The sequence below is a fragment of the Streptomyces sp. NPDC032472 genome (assembly GCF_040636955.1).
In the GTDB taxonomy this organism is placed as follows: domain Bacteria; phylum Actinomycetota; class Actinomycetes; order Streptomycetales; family Streptomycetaceae; genus Streptomyces.
The window spans coordinates 4,070-7,215 of the sequence record NZ_JBEZVK010000144.1; the positions used below are offsets into that span (position 1 = coordinate 4,070).

The 3,146-nt window shown below is 73.5% G+C and carries 4 protein-coding genes; 1 reads left to right on the forward strand and 3 read right to left on the reverse strand.

Annotated elements, in window-relative coordinates:
- Positions 1-160: 160 nt before the first annotated feature.
- The 3 genes from AB0F11_RS36970 to AB0F11_RS36980 all read right to left on the reverse strand — a co-directional run bounded on the left by AB0F11_RS36970 (position 161) and on the right by AB0F11_RS36980 (position 2,145).
- Positions 161-1,270, reverse strand: a complete 1,110-nt coding sequence (locus tag AB0F11_RS36970) for an NAD(P)-dependent oxidoreductase (RefSeq protein WP_362183937.1) — start codon at positions 1,268-1,270, stop codon at positions 161-163.
- An 84-nt stretch (positions 1,271-1,354) separates the two neighbouring features.
- Positions 1,355-1,582 carry a hypothetical protein gene (locus AB0F11_RS36975; protein WP_362183940.1) on the reverse strand — a complete coding sequence of 76 codons (228 nt, stop codon included), beginning with the start codon at positions 1,580-1,582 and terminating at the stop codon, positions 1,355-1,357.
- Positions 1,579-2,145, reverse strand: coding sequence for a DUF6624 domain-containing protein (locus tag AB0F11_RS36980; protein WP_362183942.1), 567 nt, complete (start codon positions 2,143-2,145; stop codon positions 1,579-1,581). The genes AB0F11_RS36975 and AB0F11_RS36980 overlap by 4 nt, the downstream gene beginning before the upstream one ends.
- A gap of 242 nt (positions 2,146-2,387) precedes the next feature.
- On the opposite strand from AB0F11_RS36980, the gene AB0F11_RS36985 reads away from it, so the two are divergent.
- Entirely contained in the window at positions 2,388-3,002 is a 615-nt protein-coding gene (locus AB0F11_RS36985) for a hypothetical protein (protein WP_362183945.1), read from the forward strand.
- The last annotated feature ends 144 nt before the right edge of the window (positions 3,003-3,146 follow it).

The following is a 3,146-nucleotide window of genomic DNA, read 5'->3' on the forward strand; positions in this document are numbered from 1 at the left end:
GGCCGCCCGCGGGGAAAAACCACGCCGCGCCTAAAGCGGTACAGTGCAGGCCCCCGGCCGCCCCCCCCGGGGGGGGGGGTCTGCCCCCCCCCGGGTCCGAGGACTCTGTACAGCAACCGGTGCACACGACCGATCGACGGATCGACGCGGGCCCGGCGCGCTAGACGACACGGTCACCGATATCCGCAGGGCGCCGATCGGCCGCCGGGAGTGAAAGCCCGTGCTCCGCGATGTGGCGCGCGAACCCGGCCACCAGTCTCCGTGAGGCCTCCTGCATCGCCGAACGGGTCATGCCCGCGGAGTGCGGGGAGAGGGTGCAGTGCGGGTTGTCCCCGAGAAGGGAGGCGAATCCGGTGCCCTCCGTCTCGAAGACGTCGACCGCCGCATGCCACGGGCCCGATGCGGGGTCCCGCAGGGCGCGGTCGAGGTCGGCCTCGCGGACCACGCTCGCCCGGGCGGTGTTGACCAGGACCGACCCGGGCCGCATCAACCGCAGCTCCTCCGCCCCGATCAGCCCCCTCGTCTCCGGTGTGGCCGGCACGTGTACGGAGACGATGTCGCAGGACCGGAGCAGCTCTTCCAGCGCCCCGACCCGGCGGCCGGGCCAGCCGGCCGCGCGTTCGGGTGTGAAGCGCGGCGACCCGAACACCCACACCTCGGCGCCGAAGGCACGCACCAGCTCGGCGACCCGGCGTGCCGTGGCTCCCGAGCCGACCAGTCCCACGCGGGCGCCGCTCAGACTGCCTGTGGGCAGGTTCGCGGTCGCCGCGGCCCAGGAGCCCTCCCGCAGAGCCTGTGCGCGCCGTGACACGCCGCGCAGGGCGTCGAGCATGAGGGCCAGGGTCAGCTCGGCGACGGCGTCGGCGTTGGCTCCGGGGGTCGTGAGGAGGGTGACGCCGAGACGGCGTGCGGCGGCTGCGTCGAAGGTGTCGGCGCCCGCCGCGGCGCGGCCGGCCAGCACCAGGCGGTGCCGGAGGGAGTCCGAGGTCGCGCGTTCGAGCACGGCCTCGGTGAGGGGGATGCCCGCCCGGCACTTCAGGGCCGTGTAGCCGACGCCGCCGTCCTCCAGCTGCCGGGCCAGCTGCTCCTCCGCGAACCCGTCGAAGTCCACGGTGCGCCACTGGGCCGCGATGCGGGACCTGAGCTCGGGGTCGGTCACCCGCCGGAGGCTGACCGTCGGTTCGAGGCCGAGGCGCGTGAGTTCCGCCAGCTCGGTCAAGGCCGTGGTGCCCGGGGCACAGTCCACGACCAGGACACGGCCCTGCCCCATGACAAGCCCCCTGTGGGTCGGTTGATCAACACCCTATCCGGCCGCACGGGCCGGGGGAGCCGGAGGGGGCCTCGGCGAGGCGGTTCAGCGTTCCAGGTACGCAACGGTTCCCGTGCGACGGGCGTCGTCGGTGGCTTTGAGGCGGGCGAAGTCGCCGGGGTCCATGTTGCCGCCCGGCCATTGCCAGGTGTCCTCGGGGCGGACGGCGCGGAGTTGGACCGGGCGGCCGGCGGTGTCGGTGAAATACAGGCCCGCGTAACCGGTGGCGTTCGCGATGGTCTTGACGTACTCCTCGGGCGGGATCCAGGTCATGCCGTGGCCTCCTTCTCGGTGGAGTTGTACGTTGCGCGCATGCGCCGGTCGTACGCCGCGGCCGTCTCCAGGCCCATGGCGGCCCGGCGCTCGTCCAGGTGCTCCGCATCCCGTACGGGCCGGGGGCGGAGGTTCTCGCCCTCGCCGGTGTACTGGGTCCCGTAGAGCTGGGGTTCGCCGGAGGCGACCAGAACCCGGTCGGTGAGGTACGCGAGGTGCCGGGGTGCGGCGTCGCCGGCGTCGACGGCGGCGTTCAGCAGGCCCAGGGCCTCGCGCTGGAAGTCGGGTGCGCGGTCGGCGTGTTGGACGAGCAGCCAGGCGTCGTCGGCGCCCTGCTCGCCCACGAGCGCGAAACCGGGCCAGCCGTGCTCGGCGATGACTGCCTTGAGCCACACGGTGTTCTCGGCGTCGATCCGGAGGAGCTCGCCCGGCTCGCCGGTCTGGAGGAGCTTCCGGCGCGCTGCCTGATCGGAGGTGGCGCGTCGGCGCAGTTCGGCGGCGACATCCGGCCGCGGTCCGGCGGGCGAGGGTCCCCTTGCCGGGTCGCTGAGGTGGGCGGACATACGGCTCCTGCCTGCGTCGGGGTTGGGCGCAGTCAACCCTCCCCGGATGCGGGCCGATACGGTAGACCCGATTCGGGTGAACGGTTGCCACGTGCGTTCGGCGGACGTCGGAGGCGAAGCCGACTGTCGGCTCCGGCTGCCTCACAACTGCCGTCCGCCGAGCGGATTTGTGTGCGGGTGTCTTCCGCTCGGACCTGCCCGCCCCGCACCGCTGCCGGCCGCCTCGGACGAGAATGCCGGGCATGGGAACGGACATCTACGGGTTCGTCGAATGCCGCTGGGACCGGTGGCTCGACGAGGACGACCGGCGCTGGCACGCGGCAATCGACCTGGACCATCTGTACAACGGGCGTTCCTACGTTGCGTTCGGTTGCCTGTTCGGTGTCCGGGACGCCTCCTTCGAGCCTCTGGCCGCTGATCGCGGACTGCCCCCGGACGCGTCCCCCGAGGCCGTGGCCGCCTACGGGGGCTGGGGCGGGGCGTACGGCGCGTCCTGGATCACCTGGGCGGAGCTGCAGGCGGTCGACTGGGAACAGACGACGACCGAGGTCCACGAGCGCGTGCACGAGTACCGCCGGGGCGCCGGCGGCGCCTGGGAGCTGTACGGCCTGAACAGCAACCTCGACCGCTTCGCCGAGCTGTCCGGCATCGACGACCCGCGGGTCCTGCACCGGGCCGGGCGCTTCCACCCCGAGGGCAGCGAGTGGCGCGACGGCGACCGCCTCTTCCGCATCGGACGGCTCCGACGCAAGGAGGCGGTGCCCGACGACGCATGGGCCCCCGTCTGGGCTGTCATGCGTACGCTCGCCGGCCTGCACGGCGACGACGGCGTCCGCCTCGTCGTCTGGTTCGGCTGACCCGGCATCCCTGAACGCCAAGCCGCGACCGACGGCGGCCGTCGGGCGGGCCTGCTCGGAGCGGTTCGGGTTCCCGGGGCGCGGGAGTTCGTGGCCTTCCTCGGTGCAGGTGCCGGGGCGAGCGTTCCCGCGGACGTCGTCGGC

Coding starts and splice junctions, on each gene's coding strand:
- AB0F11_RS36970 (WP_362183937.1), bottom strand. CDS start 1,270: ATGGGGCAGGGCCGTGTCCTGGTCGTGGACTGTGCCCCGGGCACCACG.
- AB0F11_RS36975 (WP_362183940.1), bottom strand. CDS start 1,582: ATGACCTGGATCCCGCCCGAGGAGTACGTCAAGACCATCGCGAACGCC.
- AB0F11_RS36980 (WP_362183942.1), bottom strand. CDS start 2,145: ATGTCCGCCCACCTCAGCGACCCGGCAAGGGGACCCTCGCCCGCCGGA.
- AB0F11_RS36985 (WP_362183945.1), top strand. CDS start 2,388: ATGGGAACGGACATCTACGGGTTCGTCGAATGCCGCTGGGACCGGTGG.